At 57.0% G+C, this 23,665-nt stretch carries 18 protein-coding genes, 3 tRNA genes and 1 other RNA gene; 10 read left to right on the top strand and 12 right to left on the bottom strand.

All coding sequences use genetic code 11. The features are described from left to right. Position 1 precedes the first annotated feature (1 nt). Positions 2 to 1,048 (bottom strand): 3-deoxy-7-phosphoheptulonate synthase, encoded by a 1,047-nt coding sequence (locus KOL70_RS04130; protein WP_021506238.1) that lies wholly within the window; start codon positions 1,046 to 1,048, stop codon positions 2 to 4. A gap of 150 nt (positions 1,049 to 1,198) precedes the next feature. Then, positions 1,199 to 2,026 (bottom strand): pyruvate, water dikinase regulatory protein, encoded by an 828-nt coding sequence (locus KOL70_RS04135; RefSeq protein WP_021506237.1) that lies wholly within the window; start codon positions 2,024 to 2,026, stop codon positions 1,199 to 1,201. Between the two features lie 448 nt (positions 2,027 to 2,474). Here KOL70_RS04135 and ppsA point away from each other — a divergent pair, with 448 nt between their 5' ends. Beyond that, entirely contained in the window at positions 2,475 to 4,862 is a 2,388-nt protein-coding gene (ppsA, locus tag KOL70_RS04140) for a phosphoenolpyruvate synthase (RefSeq protein WP_215480243.1), read from the top strand. Positions 4,863 to 5,002: 140 nt separating this feature from the next. On the opposite strand, the gene rprA is transcribed toward ppsA, so the two are convergent. After that, an RNA gene (rprA, locus tag KOL70_RS04145) (antisense sRNA RprA) lies at positions 5,003 to 5,110 on the bottom strand. A gap of 330 nt (positions 5,111 to 5,440) precedes the next feature. Further along, positions 5,441 to 6,553 carry an AI-2E family transporter YdiK gene (gene ydiK / locus KOL70_RS04150; protein WP_021506235.1) on the bottom strand — a complete coding sequence of 371 codons (1,113 nt, stop codon included), beginning with the start codon at positions 6,551 to 6,553 and terminating at the stop codon, positions 5,441 to 5,443. Positions 6,554 to 6,757: 204 nt separating this feature from the next. On the opposite strand from ydiK, the gene KOL70_RS04155 reads away from it, so the two are divergent. Then, a complete protein-coding gene (locus KOL70_RS04155; RefSeq protein WP_141495510.1) occupies positions 6,758 to 9,811 on the top strand; it encodes an FAD-binding and (Fe-S)-binding domain-containing protein in 3,054 nt (1,017 codons plus the stop codon). A gap of 30 nt (positions 9,812 to 9,841) precedes the next feature. Here the strand turns inward: KOL70_RS04155 and KOL70_RS04160 are convergent, their stop codons facing one another. Further along, positions 9,842 to 10,246 carry a hypothetical protein gene (locus KOL70_RS04160; protein ID WP_021506233.1) on the bottom strand — a complete coding sequence of 135 codons (405 nt, stop codon included), beginning with the start codon at positions 10,244 to 10,246 and terminating at the stop codon, positions 9,842 to 9,844. Positions 10,247 to 10,636: 390 nt separating this feature from the next. Between KOL70_RS04160 and sufA the strand changes: the two genes are divergently transcribed. From sufA to KOL70_RS04195, 7 genes are all read left to right on the top strand, one after another. Then, positions 10,637 to 11,011, top strand: coding sequence for a Fe-S cluster assembly scaffold SufA (gene sufA, locus KOL70_RS04165; protein WP_058776260.1), 375 nt, complete (start codon positions 10,637 to 10,639; stop codon positions 11,009 to 11,011). Positions 11,012 to 11,018: 7 nt separating this feature from the next. Then, a complete protein-coding gene (sufB, locus tag KOL70_RS04170; protein ID WP_021506232.1) occupies positions 11,019 to 12,512 on the top strand; it encodes a Fe-S cluster assembly protein SufB in 1,494 nt (497 codons plus the stop codon). A 39-nt stretch (positions 12,513 to 12,551) separates the two neighbouring features. Continuing rightward, complete coding sequence (gene sufC / locus KOL70_RS04175) at positions 12,552 to 13,298, top strand: Fe-S cluster assembly ATPase SufC (RefSeq protein ID WP_021506231.1); 747 nt, start codon at positions 12,552 to 12,554, stop codon at positions 13,296 to 13,298. Then, positions 13,273 to 14,550 carry a Fe-S cluster assembly protein SufD gene (sufD, locus tag KOL70_RS04180; RefSeq protein ID WP_215480244.1) on the top strand — a complete coding sequence of 426 codons (1,278 nt, stop codon included), beginning with the start codon at positions 13,273 to 13,275 and terminating at the stop codon, positions 14,548 to 14,550. Before sufC ends, sufD begins: the two co-directional genes overlap by 26 nt. Further along, positions 14,547 to 15,770: a cysteine desulfurase SufS gene (gene sufS, locus KOL70_RS04185; protein WP_021506229.1), complete on the top strand. Its 1,224-nt coding sequence runs from the start codon at positions 14,547 to 14,549 to the stop codon at positions 15,768 to 15,770. The genes sufD and sufS overlap by 4 nt, the downstream gene beginning before the upstream one ends. Before the next feature lie 20 nt (positions 15,771 to 15,790). Beyond that, positions 15,791 to 16,207, top strand: coding sequence for a cysteine desulfuration protein SufE (gene sufE, locus KOL70_RS04190; RefSeq protein WP_058780650.1), 417 nt, complete (start codon positions 15,791 to 15,793; stop codon positions 16,205 to 16,207). Between the two features lie 62 nt (positions 16,208 to 16,269). After that, positions 16,270 to 17,307, top strand: coding sequence for a L,D-transpeptidase family protein (locus KOL70_RS04195; protein WP_215480245.1), 1,038 nt, complete (start codon positions 16,270 to 16,272; stop codon positions 17,305 to 17,307). 75 nt (positions 17,308 to 17,382) lie between these two features. On the opposite strand, the gene KOL70_RS04200 is transcribed toward KOL70_RS04195, so the two are convergent. The 6 genes from KOL70_RS04200 to KOL70_RS04225 all read right to left on the bottom strand — a co-directional run bounded on the left by KOL70_RS04200 (position 17,383) and on the right by KOL70_RS04225 (position 21,454). Further along, positions 17,383 to 17,619, bottom strand: coding sequence for a major outer membrane lipoprotein (locus KOL70_RS04200; protein WP_007374746.1), 237 nt, complete (start codon positions 17,617 to 17,619; stop codon positions 17,383 to 17,385). 305 nt (positions 17,620 to 17,924) lie between these two features. Next, the gene (gene pykF, locus KOL70_RS04205) at positions 17,925 to 19,337 is read right to left on the bottom strand and encodes a pyruvate kinase PykF (protein ID WP_215480246.1); all 1,413 of its coding nucleotides are present in this window, start codon (positions 19,335 to 19,337) and stop codon (positions 17,925 to 17,927) included. A 344-nt stretch (positions 19,338 to 19,681) separates the two neighbouring features. Further along, positions 19,682 to 19,758, bottom strand: a tRNA-Val gene (locus tag KOL70_RS04210). A 12-nt stretch (positions 19,759 to 19,770) separates the two neighbouring features. After that, positions 19,771 to 19,847 (bottom strand) — tRNA-Val (locus KOL70_RS04215). Between the two features lie 3 nt (positions 19,848 to 19,850). Beyond that, a tRNA-Val gene (locus tag KOL70_RS04220) sits at positions 19,851 to 19,927 on the bottom strand. Between the two features lie 153 nt (positions 19,928 to 20,080). Further along, on the bottom strand, positions 20,081 to 21,454 hold the full coding sequence (locus KOL70_RS04225) for an MATE family efflux transporter (RefSeq protein WP_058769700.1): 1,374 nt from the start codon (positions 21,452 to 21,454) through the stop codon (positions 20,081 to 20,083). Between the two features lie 198 nt (positions 21,455 to 21,652). Here KOL70_RS04225 and KOL70_RS04230 point away from each other — a divergent pair, with 198 nt between their 5' ends. Further along, a complete protein-coding gene (locus KOL70_RS04230; protein WP_104092871.1) occupies positions 21,653 to 22,306 on the top strand; it encodes a riboflavin synthase subunit alpha in 654 nt (217 codons plus the stop codon). A gap of 48 nt (positions 22,307 to 22,354) precedes the next feature. Here the strand turns inward: KOL70_RS04230 and cfa are convergent, their stop codons facing one another. After that, complete coding sequence (gene cfa / locus KOL70_RS04235; protein WP_059011030.1) at positions 22,355 to 23,503, bottom strand: cyclopropane fatty acyl phospholipid synthase; 1,149 nt, start codon at positions 23,501 to 23,503, stop codon at positions 22,355 to 22,357. Positions 23,504 to 23,665 lie beyond the last annotated feature (162 nt).

Below are 23,665 nucleotides of genomic sequence, written 5' to 3' on the forward strand. Positions count from 1 at the left end.
ATCAGAAGCGGCTGTCCACGGCAGCCGCCAGCAGCGCCAGCACCTCCGCGCTGTCATCCCAGCCGAGGCACGGATCGGTAATCGACTGGCCGTAGGTCAGCGGCTGGCCGCTCACCACTTTCTGATTCCCCTCCTGCAGGAAACTCTCAATCATCACTCCCGCCACTGCCCGCGAACCGGCACGGATCTGCGCCGCCACGTCCTGCGCCACATCGCGCTGGCGGCGATGCTGCTTCAGGCAGTTGCCGTGGCTGAAGTCGATCACCAGCTGTTCCGGCAGGTTGAAGTCGCGCAGGTTGGCGGCCGCAGCGGCGACATCTTCAGCATGATAGTTTGGCTGACGGCCGCCGCGCAGGATCACGTGACCGTGCGGATTGCCGCTGGTCTGATAAATCGTCATCTGCCCGGTTTTGTCAGGTGACAGGAACATATGGCTGACGCGCGCGGCGCGAATCGCATCAACCGCGATCTGCACGTTGCCGTCGGTGCCATTCTTGAAGCCCACCGGGCAGGAGAGCGCCGAGGCCATTTCACGGTGAATCTGGCTCTCGGTAGTGCGCGCGCCAATCGCGCCCCAGCTGATCAGGTCGGCAATAAACTGGCCGATCACCATATCGAGGAATTCCGTGGCGGTTGGCATGCCGATGGCGTTGATATCCAGCAGCAGCTGGCGCGCGATAGCGATGCCGCGGTTGACGTCGAAGCTGCCATCGAGATCCGGATCGGAAATCAGACCCTTCCAGCCGACCACGGTGCGCGGCTTCTCAAAGTAGGCGCGCATCACAATTTCCAGCCGGTCCTTGTGCTGTTCACGCAGCAGATTGAGACGCTCTGCGTACTCCAGCGCGGCCTTGGGATCGTGCAGCGAGCAGGGGCCGATAATCACCAGCAGGCGTGGATCTTCACCGGTCAGGATGCGCGCGATGCGCTGACGCGCGGCGGTAACGTTAGCGGCAATCGCCGCCGAAATGGGGTGTTGTTGCGCCAGCGCGGCTGGCGTCAGCAGCGTGCCGATGCGCGCGGTGCGCAGTTCATCAGTTTTGTTCATTGGGATTCTCAAAAATCTGTTCTTCGCAGCGGTGAAATACCGGGAAGTGATGATGATCACAATAAACCATTAGCCCGTGAATTCAACCAGCTAAATCAAAAGGCTATTCATTACTGACGGCAGCCAGGCTTTACAACCTGGCAGGTGAGGTCAGTACATGCTGCGGCGCAGGCCCATGATGTCGAGGATTTTGGTGGCGATCTCTTCGACAGAGTAATTGGTGCTGTTGAGATAGCGAATCTGATGGGTGCGGAACAGCGCTTCCACTTCACCGACCTCCAGCCGGCACTGACGCATTGACGCATAGCGGGTATTTTCAGCGCGCTCCTGACGAATCGCCGCCAGCCGTTCCGGATCGATGGTCAGGCCAAACAGCTTGTGCTGATGGGCGCGCAGCGCAGGCGGCAGCTTTAGGTTATCCATGTCATCAGCGATGAACGGATAGTTAGCCGCGCGTACACCAAACTGCATCGCCAGGTACAGGCTGGTCGGGGTTTTGCCGCAGCGCGATACCCCCAGCAGAATCACCTGCGCATCTTCCAGCCCGCGCAGCGAAATACCGTCATCGTGCGCCAGGGTGTAATCAATCGCGGCGATGCGGGCATCGTATTTGCCTAAGTTACTGGCGGTCAGGCCGTGGGTACGGTGCGCCACCGGCATCGAGGCCACGCCCAGTTCGCTCTGCAGCGGTGCCACCAGCGCCTGCACGATGTCCTGGCAGAAACCTTCGCTCTCCAGAATGATGTCGCGCACCTCCGGTGTGACAATCGAGAAAAACACCAACGGGCGCACGCCGCTCTGCTGGTAGAGCGCATTGATCTGGGCTTTCACCGCCTGGGCGCGCTGCACATTCTCCACGAACGGCAGCGTCACGCTGTTGGTATTCACCGGAAACTGTGACAGCACCGCGTGGCCCAGCACTTCCGCGGTGATGGCGGTGCCGTCAGAGATATAGAATACGCTGCGTTCAGTGCTCATGGTTGACCTCATGCTTTTGTTTACTTTTGCGTAACATTATCGCCTAAAATATTTCATTTTCACTAAGGGTAAAATGAAATATCCATATCTGCCCGGCGAATAATCTATTTTTACGCTGCGCTGATTACCCATCATAGATGAAATGCCGGGTTATTCAGCGCTAATTTCTCGCTTTTGCCCGCGCGGGCGCAAAATAAAAACGGCAAGCGTTGCGCAACAAAAAACGCGCCTAACCTCATGAAAAAGTGAAAAATATCGCATTGCCAATAGGTTGGCAAAAAATAGCTGCGTTGCGCAACAAGGCGCTTTTCGGGGAGTAATCCGATTTTAACGCTGATTTTCTGCTTTAACGATTCAACACTTAGTCTTTATTAATTGATTGTGCCAGGCTGATTTGGCGAATAGCAAAATGTTCCATGTGCTCCAATCATTTAAAAGGATAATCTCAATGTCCAATCAAGACCAACAGTCGCTAGTGCTCTGGTACAACCAGCTTGGCATGCATGATGTTGATCGGGTAGGGGGCAAGAATGCTTCCCTGGGAGAAATGATTACCAATTTGTCGTCGCTCGGGGTGTCCGTGCCAAACGGCTACGCGACGACATCTTACGCTTTTAATCAGTTTCTCGACCAAAGCGGACTGAACCAGCGTATTTATGCATTGCTGGACAACACGGATATTGATGATGTTGCAGCGCTGGCGCAGGCCGGCAAACAGATTCGTCAATGGGTGGTGGATACGCCTTTCCAGCCAGAGCTGGAAGCGGCGATCCGCAGCGCCTATGAACAACTTTCTGCTGATGACGCCGAAGCCTCCTTTGCGGTGCGCTCTTCGGCCACCGCCGAGGATATGCCCGATGCCTCGTTTGCCGGCCAGCAGGAAACTTTCCTTAACGTGCAGGGCTTCGACGCGGTGCTGGTGGCCGTGAAGCACGTATTCGCCTCGCTGTTTAACGATCGCGCCATTTCATACCGCGTGCATCAGGGCTACGACCACCGTGGCGTGGCGCTCTCGGCCGGTGTACAGCGCATGGTACGTTCCGATCTCGCCTCCTCCGGCGTGATGTTCACCATTGATACCGAATCCGGCTTCGACCAGGTGGTGTTTATCACTTCGGCGTTCGGTCTTGGCGAAATGGTGGTGCAGGGCGCGGTCAACCCGGATGAGTTTTACGTGCACAAACCGACGCTGGCCACTAATCGCCCGGCGATTGTGCGCCGTACGCTGGGCTCGAAGAAGATCCGCATGGTGTATGCCGATTCGCAGGAGCACGGCGAACAGGTGCGCATTGAGGACGTGGAACAGGAACAGCGAGACCGCTTTAGCCTGACCGATGACGAAGTGCAGGCGCTGGCGCGCCAGGCGGTGCTGATTGAGCAGCACTATAAGCGTCCAATGGATATTGAGTGGGCCAAAGATGGCCACACCGGCAAACTGTTCATCGTGCAGGCGCGGCCGGAAACGGTGCGTTCCAACGGACAGGTGATGGAACGCTACAGCCTGCAGGGCAAAGGCAGCGTGCTGGTGGAAGGCCGGGCCATCGGCCATCGCATCGGTGCGGGTGAAGTGAAGGTGATTCACGACATCAGCGAGATGCACCGCATCGAAAAAGGCGATGTGCTGGTCACCGACATGACCGACCCGGACTGGGAACCGATCATGAAGAAGGCGTCGGCGATCGTCACCAACCGCGGCGGCCGGACCTGTCACGCGGCAATCATTGCGCGCGAGCTGGGCATTCCGGCAGTGGTGGGCTGTGGTGACGCCACCGAGCACCTGAAGGACGGTCATAAGGTCACGGTGTCATGCGCTGAAGGCGATACCGGCTATGTGTATAACGATCTGCTGGACTTTGAAGTTACCAGTTCGCAGGTTGATACCATGCCGGATCTGCCGCTGAAAATTATGATGAACGTCGGTAACCCGGATCGCGCGTTTGACTTTGCCTGTCTGCCCAACGAGGGCGTCGGTCTGGCGCGGCTGGAGTTCATCATCAACCGCATGATTGGCGTGCACCCGAAAGCCCTGCTGGAGTTTGATCAGCAGACGCCGGAACTGCAGGCGCAGATTGGTCAGATGATGAAAGGTTTTGACGATCCGGTGGAGTTCTACATCGCGCGGCTGACCGAAGGGATCGCCACGCTGGGTGCGGCATTTGCGCCGAAGCGGGTGATTGTGCGGTTGTCGGATTTCAAAACCAACGAGTATGCCAACCTGGTCGGCGGCGAGCGTTACGAGCCGGAAGAGGAAAACCCGATGCTGGGCTTCCGCGGCGCCGGACGCTACGTGGCGGACAGCTTCCGCGACTGCTTTGCGCTGGAGTGTGAAGCCGTGAAGCGCGTGCGCAACGACATGGGGCTGACCAACGTTGAGATCATGGTGCCGTTTGTACGCACCGTCGATCAGGCCGAAGCCGTGGTAGCCGAGCTGGCGAAGCAGGGCCTGAAACGCGGCGAGAACGGACTGAAGGTGATCATGATGTGCGAGATCCCGTCCAACGCGCTGCTGGCAGAACAGTTCCTGCAGCACTTTGACGGCTTCTCTATCGGCTCCAACGACATGACGCAGCTGGCGCTGGGGCTGGATCGCGACTCCGGCGTGGTGTCGGCGCTGTTTGATGAGCGTAACGATGCGGTGAAGGCATTGCTGTCGATGTCGATTCAGGCAGCGAAGAAGCAGGGCAAATACGTCGGCATCTGCGGCCAGGGGCCTTCAGATCATCAGGACTTTGCTGCCTGGCTGATGGAGCAGGGCATCGACAGCCTGTCGCTCAATCCGGATACCGTGGTGGAAACCTGGCTGAGCCTGGCTGAGCTGGACGCGGCCAAAGCGTAATCTGTTATACCTGCCTGGTGCCCGGCAACCGTCGGGCACCTGTCCCATATCCCATTCCACTTTTCATCACTTAAGATTGCCATAAACCCAGCGCTGACGGCGTTCGCCGCCGGGCCGCTCTGTTTATCGCTGAATTACAGGCAAAAAAAAGCCCATCACAGGGGATGGGCAAAGACTACACACAGCAATTCTTCACTTTACTCAGGGGAAAAAGGTTGTTTAAAAATCAGTGGCTTGATTTAAAACATAGTGAACATGTTATTCACCGCCGCCGCTGGCGTCTTTAAGAATCCTCTTATTAGTTTAAAGCTGATAATCTTTCATTACGTTTTATGACCCATCCGGCACAGGAATCAGTGCGAAAAATAATCATTTTATCGGTGCGATCGGGCTTAAACGCTGAAAAGTGCGTTTTTTCTTAAAAATCACTAATGGAAAAAATTATTGTGCCGCGAAATTAAGTGGTACGGATTAATGAGTGTTAACCACGGCTGACTAATGCAAATCGCGATGGGTGCGGAGAGGGAAAAGCGGATAAGCAAACCGGGCCTGGGGCCCGGTTATGCGCCGGAAGCGCGTTACGGCTGCGGTTCTTCGTGTTCAGCTAGTGCTTCGATGGCCGTTTCCGGATCGTCATCCGGCGCCGGCGCTTCATGCATCCACACCGAAACCAGCCGGTAAGAGACCGCCAGCACGACCGGACCGATAAACAGTCCAATCATACCGAAGGCGATCAGCCCGCCGATGACGCCGGAAAGTATCAGAATCATCGGTAAATCAGCGCCCATGCGAATCAGCATCGGACGCAGCACGTTATCCAGCGTGCCGACCACGCAGCTCCACACTAACAGCACCGTGCCCCAGGTGGTGTCGCCGCTCCAGTAGAGCCAGATAATTGCCGGCACCAGCACAATCAACGGTCCAAGCTGCACCAGGCAGGTAAGAATCATTAATACGGTCAGCAGCGTGGCATACGGAATGCCGGAAATCGCCAGGCCGATGCCGCCCAGCACGCCCTGCACCAGCGCGGTCACCACCACGCCGAGCGCCACGGCGCGGATCGCCTGACCGGCCAGCAGCACGGCGGCGTCACCGCGCCGTCCGCCCATGCGGTAGGCAAAGTGCCGGATGCCGAGACCGACCTGCTCACCGCGCCAGTACAGCAGCACGCTGAACAGCAGCATCAGGGCAAGGTGCAGCATGAAACGGCCAAAGTGTCCGGCCTGGGCGACAAAGAAGCCGGTGGTGCGGCCAATATAAGGCTGGACCTGGCTCATGATCGCTGCGCCGCCACCGTCGATCAGTTTATGGTAGCTGGAATAGAGTTTGCGTCCGGCATAGGGAATATCGCGCAGCCAGGCGAGATCCGGCAGCACCAGATGGCGCTGGGTCGCCCAGGCGATGACCGGCGCGCTGTTATCAATCAGGCTGCTGACCAGCAGCGCGATAGGAATAATAAACAGCAGCAACAGCAGAATCGTCATGGCAATCACCGCCAGCGAACGGCGACCCCACAGCAGTTGCTGCAGACGAATCATCAGCGGCCAGGTGGCAATCACCACCATGCTGGCCCAGGCGAAGCCGAGAATGAACGGCTGCACCACCCAAAGACAGGCAATGATCATCAGCAAAATAAACATCAGCGAGAACAACATTTGCGGTAGATCCACACCGCGTTGCAGGCTTTTCATCACAACACAGACCTCAGTAATCCTTCAGGAGGGCGCTCCGCGGCGCCTTCACAATGATGATCTATTTCCTGAAAATTAAACAGAAAAAGCAGCGCGACGCGGCCGTTTTCCTGAAAAAACAGCGGGCGGCAAAAAAATGTGATACAACCAAGAGCTGAAAAAAATTAACCACGCAAACGTTTACAACATCCCGGTCACGAAATAATGATCCCACAGATTTCTCAGGCGCCAGGCCTCGTTCAACTGGTGCTGACATTCCTGCAGTCGCTGAAAGAACAAGGTTTTACCGGCGACACCGCGACCAGCTATGCCGACCGCCTTACGCTCTCCACCGATAACAGCATCTATCAGCTCCTGCCCGATGCAGCGCTGTTTCCGCGTTCAACGGCGGACGTGGCGCTGATCGCCCGACTGGCCGGTGAGCCACGCTTCAACAGCCTCGTGTTTACCCCGCGCGGCGGCGGTACCGGCACTAACGGGCAGTCACTCAATCAGGGCATTGTGGTCGACATGTCGCGCTACATGAACCGCATCCTTGAGATCAACACCGAACAGGGCTGGGTGCGGGTTGAAGCCGGCGTGGTGAAGGACCAGCTCAACGCCTGGCTCAGGCCGTACGGTTTTTTCTTCTCTCCCGAGCTGTCGACCAGTAACCGCGCCACGCTGGGGGGCATGATCAATACCGATGCCTCCGGTCAGGGCTCGCTGGTGTATGGCAAAACCTCCGATCATGTTGAAGGCCTGCGTGCCGTGCTGCTGGGCGGCGAAATTCTTGATACGCGCGCCATGCCCACCGCGCTGGCGGAACAGCTGGCCACGACGCCGACCGCTGAAGGGCGCATCTATAAAGCAGTGCTTAACCGCTGCCGCGAGCAGCGTGAACTGATTCTGGCAAAATTCCCCAAACTGAACCGCTTTCTCACCGGTTATGACCTGCGTCATGTGTTCAGTGATGATTTGCAAACGTTCGACCTGACGCGCCTGTTATGCGGTGCCGAAGGCACGCTGGCCTTTATCACCGAAGCCCGGCTGGATATCACACCCATTCCCAAAGTGCGCCGGCTGGTGAACATTAAGTACGATTCGTTCGATTCCGCACTGCGCAATGCGCCTTTTATGGTCGAGGCGCAGGCCCTGTCGGTGGAGACGGTGGATTCGAAAGTGCTGAACCTGGCGCGCGAGGATATCGTCTGGCATTCGGTCAGCGAGCTGATCACCGATGTGCCAGGTAAAGAGATGCTCGGCCTGAATATTGTCGAGTTTGCCGGCGACGATGCGGCACTGATTGCGCAGCAGGTGACCACGCTGTGCGCGCGGCTGGATGAGCTGATGGCGCAGCAGCAGGGTGGCGTGATGGGCTATCAGCTGTGTGATGATCTGGCGGGCATTGAGCGTATCTATAACATGCGTAAAAAAGCGGTGGGTCTGCTTGGCAACGCCAAAGGGCGCGCCAAACCGATTCCGTTCGTGGAGGATACCGCCGTGCCGCCGGAGCATCTGGCGGATTACATTGTGGATTTTCGTGCGCTGCTCGACAGCCACGGCCTGAGCTACGGCATGTTTGGTCACGTGGATGCCGGCGTGCTGCACGTGCGTCCGGCGCTGGACATGTGCGATCCGCAGCAGGAGATGTTGATGAAGCAGATCTCGGACGAAGTGGTGGCGCTTACCGCGCGCTACGGCGGTCTGCTGTGGGGCGAGCACGGCAAAGGCTTCCGCGCCCAGTACAGTCCGGCGTTCTTTGGCGAAACGCTGTTTAATGAGCTGCGTCGCATCAAAGCGGCGTTCGATCCGGATAACCGTCTCAACCCCGGCAAAATCTGTACGCCGCTGGGTAACGACGAACCCATGATGCAGGTCGATGCGGCCACGCGCGGCAGCTGGGATCGCCAGATTCCGCTGACGGTACGCAATGACTGGCGCGGCGCGATGGAGTGTAACGGCAACGGACTGTGCTTTAACTTTGACGTGCGCAGCCCGATGTGCCCGTCGATGAAAATCACCCGCAATCGTATCCATTCGCCAAAAGGACGCGCCACGCTAACGCGTGAGTGGCTGCGCCTGCTGGCGGAGCAGGGCGTCGACCCGCTTAAGCTGGAGCAGGCCTTGCCAGCACAGGGCGCCAGCCTGCGCAGTCTGATTCAGCGCACGCGCAATTCGTGGCATGCGAAGCAGGGCGAATATGACTTCTCGCATGAAGTGAAAGAGGCGATGTCCGGCTGCCTGGCGTGTAAAGCCTGTTCGACCCAGTGCCCGATTAAAATCGATGTGCCGAACTTCCGCTCGCGCTTCCTGCAGCTTTATCACACCCGCTATCTGCGCCCGGTCAGCGACCATCTGGTGGCGTCGGTTGAAAGCTATGCGCCGCTGATGGCGAAAGCACCGCGGGTGTTCAACTTCTTCCTGAAACAGCCGTGGATGCGCGACCTCAGCCAGCGCCACATCGGCATGGTGGATCTGCCGCTGCTCTCCTCGCCGAGCCTGAAGCAGCAGCTGAGCGGCCACCCGGCGATGCGGGTCACGCTGGAGCAACTGGAGGCGATGGATGCGGCCCAGCGCGAACAGCACGTGCTGGTGGTGCAGGATCCGTTTACCAGCTATTACGAAGCGCAGCTGGTGACCGATTTCATCCGGCTGATTGAAAAACTCGGCTACCGGCCGGTGCTGCTGCCGTTCTCACCTAACGGGAAAGCGCAGCACGTGAAAGGTTTTCTGCAGCGCTTTGCCCGCACCGCTGGCAAAACCGCTGAGTTCCTCAACCGGGTGGCGCAGCTCGGTGTGCCGATGGTCGGTGTCGATCCGGCCACGGTATTGTGCTATCGCGACGAATATCAGCAGGTGCTGGGCGAGCAGCGCGGCGCGTTCAGTGTGCAGCTGGTGCATGAATGGCTGCACGGCGTGCTGGCCGGGCGCGAGGAGCAGATCGCCAGCGGCGAAGCCTGGTATCTGTTTGCCCACTGCACCGAGGTCACGGCGCTGCCGTCAACGCCCAATCAGTGGCAGGCTATTTTTGCCCGTTTTGGCGCGAAACTGGAGAACATCAACGTGGGCTGCTGTGGCATGGCCGGCACTTATGGTCACGAGAGTAAAAACCTGGCGAACTCGCTGGGCATTTATGAACTGTCGTGGCATCCGCAACTGCAGAAGCTGCCGCGTCAGCGCTGTCTGGCGACCGGCTTCTCCTGCCGCAGCCAGGTGAAACGCGCCGAGGGCAACGGTATGCGCCATCCGCTACAGGCTTTGCTGGAATTGATGTAAACAAATTGTAGGAGCCGTCACAAAGCTGGATTAGAATATCCAGCCTGCGTGGCGGACGAAATCACTTTGCAGGCGGGTCGCCTGGTCCCAGTCGCCGCTGAGCGCCAGTTGATGACACAAACGGGTCAGCGACAGGCGCGCCAGCTGGTAAGCCTGAATACGGAACAGGCGATCGCGATCGGCATTGCCCATCTCCTGCACTAAGCGGTGGTGCAGCTTGCCCATCGCGTGCAGGTAGCTGTGATCGTCGCCGTTCAGCTGGCAGATTTCGGCCATGTCGAGACAGGTATCGTTAAAACGACGCAGTTGTTCAATGGAACAATCGGTGCGGTTGAGCTTTGCCTGAGCCAGATAGAAGTCGACGGTGATATCGCGGACCGAAAACTTATATTCGTCGATTTTGTGTTGTAACCAGGCTGAGACGGAAAGCGTCATGTCGCCACCCAAAGTAGGTTAATGATAATCATTATCATATTAAACCGCGCCAGGAATGCAATTCCCGCCGTGAAATTTTATTGATTTCCTTTGCCTGTTACAAAAATCGGCAATAACAATCTCTTTACATTCAGCAAAGGCGTAACCTATCAATCAGAGCATAAACGTAAAAAGCGAACTGGAAAATTTACGGCTTATGAACAGGTTACGTTCTGACGGCGCGCGCAGGAATGGCGCGCACAAGCTGGTGGGAAGGGACTATGCTTAATAAAGCAGCAGTAAAAAACAGCACGAGATGATTATCCCTGCAAAACAAGAGGTTGAAGTGATATCTGATATCACTACCATAGGGGGATAGCCTGAAAAGGCCCAGACTTACGAGGTAGCACTATGTCATCAGTAAATGCAGCGTCTTTTTCACCTGACGATTTCGTCTGGAAAGGGCTCACGCTGACCGAATCGGCAGCGAAACAGATTCTCAGCCTGGTGGAACAGGACCCGGAAGTTAAGGGCCTGAAACTGGGTGTGAAACAGTCCGGCTGTGCCGGTTTTGGGTACGTTATGGATCTGGTGAAAGCGCCTGCCGATGACGACCTGCAGTTCGAGCAATATGGCGCAAAACTGTTTGTGCCGCTTCAGGCGATGCCGTTTGTTGACGGTACCGAGCTGGATTATGTCCGCGAAGGCCTGAACCAGATTTTTAAATTCAACAACCCTAAAGCTCAGCACGCCTGCGGGTGCGGTGAAAGCTTTGGCGTCGAGTAAGTGAAATATGTCACGACACAGCGAAGCATCTGACGATGTACAAACCTGGGAAGGCAGCCTGAACTACAAAGAAGGCTTCTTCACCCAGCTGCAAACCGACGAACTGGCACACGGCATCAATGAAGATGTGGTGCGTGCCATTTCGGCCAAACGTAACGAACCCGAGTGGATGCTGGAGTTCCGTCTCAAGGCGTTTCGCGCCTGGCTGGAGATGGAAGAGCCACACTGGCTGAAAGCGCACTACGACAAGCTCGATTATCAGGATTACAGCTACTATTCCGCGCCGTCCTGCGGCAATTGCGATGACAGCTGTGCCTCTGAACCGGGTGCCACCCAGACGTCCGGCAGCGTCGCCTCCAGCGATTACCTGACCAAAGAAGTGGAAGACGCGTTTAATCAGCTGGGCGTGCCGGTGCGTGAAGGCAGAGAAGTGGCGGTGGACGCCATTTTCGACTCGGTGTCCGTGTCGACCACTTATCGCGACAAGCTGGCTGAGCAGGGCATTATTTTCTGCTCCTTCGGTGAAGCGATCCACGATCATCCTGAGCTGGTACAGAAGTATCTTGGCACCGTGGTGCCGCACAACGATAACTTCTTTGCTGCGCTCAACTCGGCGGTGGCGTCCGACGGTACCTTCGTTTACATCCCGAAAGGCGTGCGTTGCCCGATGGAGCTGTCGACCTATTTCCGCATCAACGCGGCGAAAACCGGCCAGTTCGAACGTACCATTCTGATTGCTGATGAAGACAGCTACGTCAGCTACATCGAAGGCTGTTCAGCGCCGGTGCGCGACACCTACCAGCTGCACGCAGCGGTCGTCGAAGTGATCATCCACAAAAACGCCGAAGTGAAATACTCCACGGTGCAGAACTGGTTCCCGGGCGGAGAAGGCGAGGGCGGTATCCTCAACTTCGTGACCAAGCGTGCGCTGTGTGAAGGCGAGCACAGCAAGATGTCGTGGACGCAGTCCGAGACCGGCTCAGCCATCACCTGGAAATACCCGAGCTGCATCCTGCGCGGTGATTACTCAGTGGGCGAATTCTACTCCGTCGCGCTGACCAGCGGTCGCCAGCAGGCCGATACCGGTACCAAGATGATTCACATTGGTAAAAACACCAAATCGACCATCATCTCGAAAGGTATCTCGGCCGGTAAGAGCCAGAACACCTACCGCGGCCTGGTGAAAATCATGCCGACTGCGACTAACGCGCGTAACTTCACCCAGTGTGACTCGATGCTGATTGGGCCGGACTGCGGTGCGCACACCTTCCCGTATGTGGAAACGCGCAACAACAGCGCGCAGCTTGAGCACGAAGCCACGACGTCGCGCATCGGTGAAGATCAGATGTTCTACTGCCTGCAGCGCGGCATTAGCGAAGAAGATGCGATCTCGATGATCGTCAACGGCTTCTGTAAAGACGTTTTCTCCGAGCTGCCACTGGAATTCGCCGTGGAAGCGCAAAAACTGTTAGCGATCAGCCTTGAGCACAGTGTCGGCTGATGCCACACGCGTTGCCGGAAGCAATGTGAAGGAAAGAGTATGTTAAGCATTAAAGATTTACAGGTTAGCGTTGAAGACAAAGAGATTTTGCGCGGTCTGAACCTCGAGGTTAAGCCGGGCGAAGTGCATGCCATCATGGGCCCGAACGGTTCCGGCAAGAGCACCCTGTCTGCCACGCTGGCCGGTCGTGAAGATTATGAAATCACCGGCGGTTCCGTGACCTTTAAAGGCAAAGACCTGCTGGAGCTGGAGCCGGAAGAGCGTGCCGGTGAAGGCATCTTCATGGCGTTTCAGTACCCGGTCGAGATCCCGGGCGTCAGCAACCAGTTTTTCCTGCAGACCTCGGTCAATGCGGTGCGTAAATACCGTGAGCAGGAAGAGCTGGACCGTTTCGACTTCCAGGACTTCATCGAAGACAAGATCAAGCTGCTGAAGATGCCGGAAGATCTGCTGACCCGTTCCGTCAACGTCGGTTTCTCCGGCGGTGAGAAGAAGCGTAATGACATCCTGCAGATGGCGGCGCTGGAGCCTGAGCTGTGCATCCTCGATGAAACCGACTCCGGTCTGGATATCGATGCGCTGAAAATTGTTGCAGAAGGCGTGAACAGCCTGCGCGACGGCAAGCGCTCATTCATCATCGTAACGCACTACCAGCGCATCCTGGATTACATCAAGCCAGATCACGTGCACGTGCTGTATCAGGGCAAAATCGTGAAGTCTGGCGACTTTACGCTGGTGAAACAGCTGGAGGAGCAAGGCTATGGCTGGCTTACCGACCAGGAGTGATAACGCGCTGCAGCAGTGGCATCACCTGTTTGAGTCACGCGGCGAACAGCGTTCGCTGCAGGCACAGCAGCACTGGCAGCAGCTGATGCGTGTCGGCCTGCCGACGCGCAAGCATGAAAACTGGAAATACACCGCGCTGGACAGCCTGCTGGCTCAGCAGTTTGTGCAGGCGGAAGCGCCAGGCGTGAGCGCTGAGCAGGTGGCTGCGCTGGCGCTGCCGCTGGACGCGATTTGCCTGGTGTTCGTCGATGGTCGCTTCCAGCCTGAGCTGAGCGCGCGTGATACCGGTCTGTTTGACGTGCAGCACAGCCGTGCCGCTGAGCGACGTCCGTTACCGGCCGCAGTACAGCCGGAGGTGTTCCTGCACCTGACGGAAAGTCTGGCGGAAGAGGTGACCTCGATTCGTCTGCCGCGCGGCAAAGCTGCGGCGCAGCCGCTCTATCTGCTGCACATTACCAGCGGCCAGGCGGATGCGCTGAATACGGTGCATCATCGTCACCATCTGGAGCTGGAGTCCGGTGCGGAAGCGCAGGTAATCGAGCATTACGTGACGCTGAACGCCCGCGCCCACTTCACCGGCGCGCGCTTTACCTTTGCGGTGGGCGACAATGCGCAGCTGAAGCACACCAAGCTGGCGTTTGAAGAGAGCAGCAGCTATCACTTTGCGCACAACGACATCGTGATTGGCCGTGACGCGCAGGTGAGCAGCACCAGCTTCCTGCTGGGTGCCGGTTTGTCGCGTCACAATACCAGCGTGCAGCTGAACGGTGAGAACACCCAGCTGTCGCTGAACAGCCTGGTGCTGCCGGTTGGCAGCGAAGTGGCGGATACGCGCAGCTATCTGGAGCACAACAAAGGCCACTGCCTGAGTCGCCAGCTGCACAAAACCATTTCGCGTGACAAAGGGCGCTCGGTGTTTAACGGCCACATCAAAGTGGCGCAGCACGCGCTGAAAACTGACGGCCAGATGACCAACAACAACCTGTTGCTCGGTCGCCTGGCGGAAGTGGACACCAAGCCGCAGCTGGAAATCTACGCCGATGACGTCAAGTGCAGCCACGGCGCGACTATTGGTCGCATCGACGATGAGCAGATGTTCTACCTGCGCTCGCGCGGCATCGCCGAAGACGCGGCGCAGCAGATGATCATCCATGCTTTCGCCGCTGAACTGACGGAAGCGCTGGAAGATGACGCGCTGCGCCAGGTGGTACTGCAACGTATTACCGACCGTTTCCCGGGAGTTGAGTCATGAGTTTCGATCTCGAACGAGTCAGAGCGGAGTTTCCGATTCTGAGTCGCGAGGTCAACGGACATCCGCTGGCCTACCTTGACAGCGCGGCCAGCGCACAGCGCCCGCTCGCGGTGATCAATGCGGAAAGTCACTTCTATCAGCACGGCTATGCGGCCGTGCACCGTGGCATTCACTCGCTGAGCGCGCAGGCGACCAGCGATATGGAAAACGTGCGCGCCCAGGCGGCGCGTTTTCTGCATGCTGCCGCGCCGGAAGAGATTATCTTCGTGAAAGGCACCACCGAAGGCATCAATCTGGTGGCCAACAGCTGGGGCGGCAGTCAGCTGCAGCCGGGCGATAACCTGATCGTCACTGAGATGGAGCACCACGCCAATATCGTGCCGTGGCAGATGGTGGCCCAGCGTACCGGTGCGGAAATCCGTGTGCTGCCACTTAACGACAACGGCGAGCTGGCGCTGGAACAGCTGGCGGGGCTGATCGACAGCCGTACGCGCCTGCTGGCCGTGACGCACGTTTCCAACGTGCTCGGCACGGTTAACCCGGTGAAAGCCATCGTGGCGCAGGCGAAAGCCGCGGGCGTGGTGACGCTGGTGGACGGTGCCCAGGCTGTGATGCACCACCCCGTTGACGTGCAGGATATCGGCTGCGATTTCTACGTGTTCTCCGGCCATAAAATCTATGGGCCGACCGGGATTGGCGTGCTGTACGCGCGTAAGGCGCTGCAGGAGATCATGCCACCGTGGGAAGGCGGCGGTTCGATGATCGATCAGGTCATGCTGCCCACCGGCACCACCTGGAATGGCGCACCGTGGCGCTTTGAGGCCGGCACGCCGAACACTGGCGGCATCATTGGTCTCGGCGCGGCGCTGACGTGGATCAGCGAACTCGGTCTGGAGACGATCCATCAGCGCGAGAGCCAGCTGATGCGTTACGCGCTAGACAAGCTGGCGTCAGTGCCGGACCTGGTTATTTACGGCCCGGCCGAGCGCAGCGGCGTGGTCGCGTTTAACCTCGGTAAGCACCACGCGTTTGACGTTGGCAGCTTCCTCGACCAGTACGGCATTGCCATCCGCACCGGCCACCACTGTGCCATGCCGCTGATGCGTCATTATGCGGTGCCCGCGATGTGTCGCGCCTCTTTCGCGCTCTACAACAGCGAAGAGGAAGCCGATCGCCTGGCGGCTGGCCTGACGCGCATTCATCGTCTGCTGGGCGGTTGAGCAGATTTCAGGAGTTATGCATGGCAAACCTGCCAGAAAAAGAGAAACTGGTGCGCAACTTCAATCGTTGCGCCAACTGGGAAGAGAAGTACCTCTACATCATTGAACTCGGGGCAAAATTACCAGAATCCTCTGAAAGCTTGCATCAGCCGCAGTACGTCATTTCCGGCTGTCAGAGTCAGGTATGGATTCGCATGACCCCACAGGCAGACGGCACCATTACTTTTGAAGGTGACAGCGATGCCGCCATCGTTAAGGGTTTGATTGCCGTGGTATTTAGCCTGTATCAGGGGCTGAAAGCGCCAGAGATTCTGGCACTGGATGTCGCCCACTGGTTTGGCGAACTGGCCCTGACGCAACACCTCACCCCTTCGCGTTCGCAGGGGCTGGAAGCGATGATTCGCGCGATCCGGCATAACGCACAGTCTCTCAGCTAAGTTACACTCTCCAGACCCCGGCCATGAGCGGGGTCTGTTCCATCCGACAAAGAGAAAATTGCATGAAACCTGCGCTTCGTTTAGCCGGTGCATTGCTGTTGTCCTGTTTCGGACTGTCTGCACCTGCGTTTGCTACGGAATACCCCCTGCCAGCCGCTGATAGCCGTTTGATTGGCGAAAACACCCTGACCACCGTCCCGGATGACAAACGGCCGCTGGAGAGCATTGCCGCGCGTTATAAGATAGGCATGCTTGGCATGCTGGAAGCCAACCCGGGCGTCGACCCCTGGCTGCCGAAAGCCGGAACGCAGCTTACCGTGCCGCTGCAGATGCTGCTGCCGGATGCGCCGCGTGAAGGCATCGTGATCAACCTGGCCGAACTGCGTCTCTACTATTATCCCAAAGGGGAAAATCGCGTCGTGGTTTATCCGATCGGCATCGGCCAGTTGGGTGCTGCCACGCCGAGCATGGTGACAAGTATCAGCCAGAAAATCCCTAACCCCACCTGGACGCCCACCGTCAATATCCGTAAACGCTACGCCAAAGAGGGCATCACGCTGCCCGCGATGGTGCCTGCCGGGCCGGATAACCCGATGGGGCTGTTTGCACTGCGTCTGGCGCGCGGCAGCGGCCAGTATCTGATTCACGGCACCAACGCCGATTTCGGCATCGGGATGCGCGTCAGCTCCGGCTGTATTCGTTTGCGCCCGGACGATATCGAAGCGCTGTTTAACAGCGTGCCGCAGGGTACACGCGTACAGGTGATTAACCAGCCGATCAAATATGCCATCGAACCCGACGGCAAACGCTACATCGAGGTACACCAGCCGCTGTCGCGTAATGAACAGGACGATCCGCAGACCATGCCAATTGCGCTGAGCGCGCCGCTGAAAGCCTTTATAAAGAGTGCGAAGAGCGACAGTGTGCTGATTAAGGCGGCGATTGAACGTCGTTCAGGCATGCCAGTACTGGTGAGCAGTGGGGAACCGGTGAATGAGGCGACGCCGCTGCCGGCAGTGCTGCAGACGCAGCAGGGGGCAACAGGCGGTGCGCAAGCCACCATCAGTCAGGCGCAGGGCGAAGCCGCTGCGACACCGTGATTCAGGGCCAGCGGACGGCAGAATCCGGACAAAAAAAATGGTGCCACAAGGGCACCATTTTTCAAACCAGAACTCTTACTTACGGTAAGAGTGAGCCTGGTTGTCCAGACGCTGGTTAGCGCGAGCTGCGTCGTCTTTAGCAGCCTGAACGTCAGAACGGATTGCGTTCACGTCGTTGCTCAGCTGGTCAACTTTAGCGTTCAGAGTCTGAACGTCTGAAGACAGCTGGTCGATTTTAGCGTTGCTTGAGCAACCAGCCAGCAGAGTTGAACCCAGGATTACCGCGCCCAGTACCAGTTTAGTACGATTCATTATTTATACCCTCTAGATTGAGTTAATCTCCATGTAGCGTTACAAGTATTACACAAAGCTTTTTAAGTTGAGAATAAATTTTTGATGAGAACATGCTTAAATTTGATCGTTCGCTCAAAGAAGCAGCGTTTCGCAGAACATGATGAAAATATTTAGCGAAAACAGAGAGATTTAATCGGATTAACCTTAATTCTGCGGGATATTGAATAGTTATTATCGATTGGAATTTTCCGCTTTCTGTCTCAGGCGCGGAATAAAAAAAGCGCCCCGAAAGGCGCTCTTTTAAATAAACATCACCGGCTCGATCAGAGTACGTGCACCGACGCGGTGTTGGTGGTTCCGCTCGGTACCAGCGCACCCGAAACCATCACCACGACATCGCCTTTCTGCGCGTAGCCGCTCTGCAGCGCCATCTCTTTGCCGATGCGGTAGAAATCATCGGTCGAGGCGATTTCGCTCACCAGACGCGTTTCAATCCCTTTGCTGAGGATCAGCTGACGCGCAGTGGTCTGGTTAGTGGTCAGGGCCAGAATGGTGGCATCCGGGAAGTATTTACGCACGGATTTAGCTGACTTACCGCCTTCGGTCGCCACCACAATCACCGGCGCTTCCAGTTTCTCAGCGGTCTCAACGGCGCCACGGCACACTGCTTCAGTGATACGCAGCTTGCGCGAATCCTGCAGGGAATCGATGCGCGATTTCATCACGCGATCGGTACGCTCGCAGATAGTCGCCATGATGCTGACCGACTCCAGCGGGTATTTACCCTTGGCGCTCTCACCGGACAGCATCACCGCGTCGGTACCGTCGAGGATGGCGTTGGCCACGTCGCCGGCTTCAGCACGGGTAGGGCGCGGGTTCTTGATCATCGAATCCAGCATCTGCGTCGCGGTGATCACCACTTTGCGCGCTTTATTACACTTCTTGATCATCATCTTCTGCGCGAAGATCACTTCTTCAACCGGGATTTCCACACCGAGGTCACCACGCGCGACCATGATGCCGTCAGAGGCTTCCAGGATCTCATCGAAGTTGTTCAGGCCTTCCTGGTTTTCGATCTTGGAGATGATCTGAATGTGCTCACCGCCGTGGGCTTTCAGGTGCTCACGGATTTCCAGCACGTCAGAACGTTTACGGATGAAGGAAGCCGCAACAAAATCCACGCCTTGCTCGCAGCCGAAGATCAGATCGCGCTTGTCTTTTTCCGCCAGTGCCGGCAGCTGAATGGACACGCCTGGCAGGTTGACGCCTTTGTTTTCGCCAAGGTCGCCATTGTTCAGCACTTTACACACCACGGTGTTTTCCGTGACTTCGGTGACTTCCATGCCGATCAGACCATCGTCGACCAGCACGGTGTTACCAATTTTCAGGTCTTCGGTGAAACCGGCGTAAGTAACGGCAACGCGCTCGCTGTTACCAATCACTGACTGATCGGTGGTGAAGGTGAAGGTCTGGCCAGCTTTCAGGGACACATCGTTGCCACCGTCCAGTTTCATGGTACGGATTTCCGGGCCTTTGGTGTCCAGCAGAATCGCGGCCTGGCGACCGGTTTTTTCCATGACGGCACGCATGTTGGTGATGCGCTGACCATGTTCGGCATAATCCCCGTGAGAGAAGTTCAGGCGCATGACGTTCATGCCCGCTTCCAGCAGTTGAGTCAGCATCTCTTCGGATTCGGTTTTCGGACCGATAGTACAAACGATCTTGGTCTTTTTCATGTCAGATTTCTGTAAGTTGTGATGGATGATAAAGGTCGGGGTTCGATGCGTCTGGCACCGAAGTAAAAATCTGTTTGGTGTTGGTACGTTTACCACAGAAGTAAGAATAGGTGACGACGGCTAAGCGTGCAGAGAAGTTATGCGCCGGGCGGAGAGACCGTAGCGACGGCGTTGCGCAAATGATGTAAGTGGCTGGCATAGGCACGTTAGCGCTGAAACCTTTCAGGTGGAACAACGCGGCATAGTATAGTCGCTAAGTATGCGAAAACCAATATAAAAGCAGAGGGAGAAAACCGACTCAGATCAAGGAAAAGCGAGTTGCGCAAGGGAGATAACAGCAAAAGTGGTGCGCTCTAATGGACTCGAACCATCGACCCCCACCATGTCAAGGTGGTGCTCTAACCAACTGAGCTAAGAGCGCATTTCAGAAATCTGGTGCGTCCGAGTGGACTCGAACCACCGACCCCCACCATGTCAAGGTGGTGCTCTAACCAACTGAGCTACGGACGCACTTGGTGCGCTCTAATGGACTCGAACCATCGACCCCCACCATGTCAAGGTGGTGCTCTAACCAACTGAGCTAAGAGCGCAACATGCTGTCAGGGCGACAGCGGGGACGAATATTAACGGCAGGCCGTGATGCTGGCAAGCGGAAAAGTGATTTTTCCTGACGACTGACCAGCAACTGTGCTATGCGTCGTTTTTTTCGCCATTGCGGGCCAAATAAACGCCCGCTCAGCCACTTAGCGCGCGGCGCGCGCCAGAATCACCTGCGCCGGTAAACGCTGCAGACGGCGGATGCGCCAGATCATCATTACCGCCGCCGACGTCAGGCCGACGATAAATCCGCACCAGAAACCGGCCGGCCCCAGTGGTGCCACCACCCAGTCGGTCAGCGCCAGCACGTAACCCACCGGCAGCCCCAGCACCCAGTAGGCGATCAGGGTGATAAAGAAGATCGAGCGCGTGTCCTTATAGCCGCGCAGGATACCGCTGCCGATCACCTGAATCGAATCCGAGAACTGATAGATGGCCGCCAGCAGCATCAGCTGTGCCGCCAGGGTAATCACTTCCGGATTAGCGGTATAGAGCGCGGCAATATCGTGGCGGAAGGTCACGGTAAACAGCGCGGTGATCGCCGCCATGGTAATACCCACGCCCTGGCCGGTCCACGCGGCGATGCGGGCCTGTTCGGCCGAGCCCTGGCCCAGACGGTAGCCGACGCGAATGGTAGTGGCGACGCCGAGCGACAGCGGCAGCACAAACATCAGCGAGCTAAAGTTGAGCGCGATCTGATGACCAGCGACTTTCACAATGCCGAGCGGCGACACCAGCAGCGCCACCACGGCAAACAGCGTGACCTCGAAAAACAGCGCCAGCGCGACCGGTAATCCCAGCGTGAACAGGCGCGTCAGGATGGCGCGCGACGGTGGCGACCAGCGGCTATGCATGCGGATATCGCGCATGGCCGGCATGCGCTTCAGCCAGAAGCGCATCACCAGATACATCACCCAGTAAACCGACGCGGTGGCGACGCCACAGCCCACGCCGCCCAGCGCAGGCATACCGAAATGGCCGTAAATAAACACATAGTTCAGTGGAATGTTGGTCAGCAGGCCGAGGAAACCCAGCAGCATCGCCGGCTTGGTCTTCGACAGCCCTTCACACTGATTACGTGCCACCTGGAAAAACAGGTAGCCCGGTGCGCCCCACAGCAGCGCGTGCAGATAACCTTCTGCTTTGGCCGCCAGCTGAGGATCAATGTCATGCATGGTGTGAATCAGGTAGCCGGCGTTCCACAGCACCACCATAATCAGCAGCGCCACGCCCGCCGCCAGCCAGTAACCCTGGCGCACCTGTTCTGCGATGCGTTCGCGTCGCCCGGATCCGTTGAGTTGCGCAACGGTTGGCGTCAATGCCAGCAGCAGACCATGACCAAACAAAATGGCGGGAAGCCAGATAGAGGTGCCGACAGCAACGGCGGCCATATCCGTGGCGCTCACCGCACCGGCCATTATGGTATCCACAAATCCCATCGCGGTCTGTGCCACCTGAGCAAGGATGACCGGGATCGCGAGGGCCAGCAATTGACGCGCTTCTGTTAAATACTTCTGCACGTATCACCTGCGTAATTTAAGAAGAGAGCGGGGTGAAATCCCCAAAGAATGCGCGACCTAGTGTAGCGGTAGCCCGCACTTCCGCCAAACATTGATCGCATTTGGTTGCGCCATTTGTGTAAAGTTTGCGCGCCGGCAAATTAAACCTTGCGGCGCAAGCTGTGATAAACTGCCACAAACTTCGCAGAGGCTGAAATTATGTTTACCGGAATTGTGCAGGGCACGGCAGAAATTGTCGCCATTGAAGAAAAAGAGTTGTTCCGCACCCACACCGTGCGCTTGCCTGCTGAGCTGTTGCCCGGCCTGGCGCTGGGCGCCTCGGTAGCGCACAACGGGTGCTGCCTGACGGTGACCGCCATTGACGGCGATCGCGTCAGCTTCGATCTCATCAAAGAGACGCTGCGCATCACCAACCTCGGTGAATTACAGGTTGGTGACATCGTGAATATTGAGCGCGCCGCGAAATTCAGCGATGAAATTGGCGGACACCTGATGTCCGGCCATATTATGACCACCGCCGAAATCTGTAAAATTATCCAGTCAGAGAATAACCGCGAAGTGTGGTTTAAATTACAGGACGCTGAGCAGATCAAATATATTCTGCATAAAGGATTCGTCGGCATCGATGGTATCAGCCTGACAGTCGGCGATGTCACCAAAAGTAAGTTCTGCGTGCATCTGATCCCGGAAACGCTGGAGCGCACCACGCTGGGCGCGAAGAAGCTGGGGCATCGGGTCAATATCGAAATCGATCCGCATACCCAGGCGATTGTCGACACCGTCGAACGTGTGCTGGCGCAGCGTGATGCCGCGGCTGCGCTGTTGGCACAAACGCTGCCGGACGCGGAGTAATCGCGAATAAAAAAGGCGCGGTAAGCGCCTTTTAGCATTGCACTGAAATCAACGCGCCACGCGCAAACCGCCTTCAGCGCCGCGGCTGAAAACTACCTGCCACAGCTGAATATCGCGCGCGCGAAACGCACCGGCGCAGGCGTTGAGGTAATAGCTGAACATCCGTTTGAAACGCTCGCCATACTTCTCCGCCAGCTGCGGCCATGCCGCCTGGAACCGCTCATGCCAGGCCATCAGCGTGGTGTCATAATCCGCGCCGAAGTTATGCCAGTCTTCCATGATGAAGTGAGATTCGCTGGCATCGGCAATCTGCCGTACCGACGGTAAACAGCCGTTGGGGAAAATGTATTTATCGATCCACGGGTCGACGTTCATGTCGGTTCTGATCGCCCCAATGGTGTGCAGCAAAAACAGGCCTTCCGGTTTCAGGTTACGATCAACCACATTGAAGTAGGTGGCATAGTTTTTCGGCCCGACGTGTTCGAACATGCCCACCGACACGATGCGGTCAAACTGCTGGTCCAAATCACGGTAATCCTGCAGCAGAATGGTCACATCAAGACCGGCACAGCGCTGCTGCGCCATTTTCTGCTGCTCGGCAGAGATGGTCACGCCATGCACTTTCACCCCATAATGACGCGCGGCGAATTCCGCCAGTCCGCCCCAGCCGCAGCCGATATCCAGTAGCGTCATGCCCGGCTCAAGCTGCAGCTTACGGCAGATCATATCCAGCTTGTCCTGCTGTGCCTGCTCCAGCGTTTCCGCGCTTTTCCAGTAGCCGCAGGAGTACTGCATAAACGGATCGAGCATCAGTGAAAACAGGTCGTTGCCAAGATCGTAGTGCTCTTTACCAACAATCCAGGCGCGTTTCTTTGACTGCAGATTGGTGAGGCGCGCCGCAGCAATGCGCAGCGTGTCTTTAAAATGGTGCGGTAACTGCTTATCCAGATGATGTTTCAGCACGCGGTGGAAGAACATATCCAGACGTTCACACTCCCACCAGCCGTCCATGTAGCTTTCACCGAGGCCCAGCGATCCCTCCTGCAGGACCCGTTTGAAAAAATCCGCATGTCTGACCTGAATATCCCAGGGACGTGTGCCGTTGATGTGAATGTCCGCCCGCTCCAGTAATTCATGGGCGATACGAAACCATTGGTTTTCTTCAAGGCTCACTTCTTCTATACACGATGAACTCATAGCTTCTCCATCACCTTTCCGATTTGAACCTGAGAAAAAGAATAGTCAAATTCCTCAGGCCTGTGAGAGAACTCACGGAAAATCCGTGCGCCAGATAGCCGACGTATTACAGAGGTATGAATCTGAATAGAAATGTCTGCCACAACTCCGGAGGTGAATATC

Origin of the sequence: Pantoea sp. B270, from assembly GCF_018726825.1 — a bacterium.
GTDB classification, from domain to species: domain Bacteria; phylum Pseudomonadota; class Gammaproteobacteria; order Enterobacterales; family Enterobacteriaceae; genus Pantoea; species Pantoea dispersa.